1 protein-coding gene is annotated in these 353 nt (G+C 62.6%); it reads right to left on the reverse strand.

Annotation, left to right across the window (positions count from 1 at the left end):
• Positions 1-37 precede the first annotated feature (37 nt).
• A partial coding sequence (locus QZL67_RS03715; protein ID WP_292919803.1) for a signal peptidase II occupies positions 38-353 on the reverse strand: 316 nt, incomplete at its 5' end.

Here is a 353-nt window from a genome sequence, read left to right on the forward strand (position 1 = left end):
CCCCGCCAGCCACGCGTCCATCCGGGCGCCGGCGTCCTCAGCCGTTGCTTTGAGAATCCGCTCTTCCATGGTGTCCTTCCCTCTTGTCGTATTTTTCGTAGAACCACAGGTAATAGACCACCGCCAGCACGGCGCCCCCCACGATGCAGCAGTCCGCCACATTGAACACCGGATAGTGGATGAATTCCAGGTTGAACATATCCACCACATAACCCAGCCGTATCCGGTCCGCAATGTTGCCCACGCCGCCGGAGATGATGAGGGCCCCGGATACCACTCCCAGGGGATGGCGGACAATCCGCCGGACGAGCACCACCGCCACCGCCAGCACGATAAGGCTCGGCACCGCCCCC

Origin of the sequence: Oscillibacter sp. CAG:155, from assembly GCA_000436875.1 — a bacterium.
In the GTDB taxonomy this organism is placed as follows: Bacteria; Bacillota; Clostridia; order Oscillospirales; family Oscillospiraceae; genus Oscillibacter.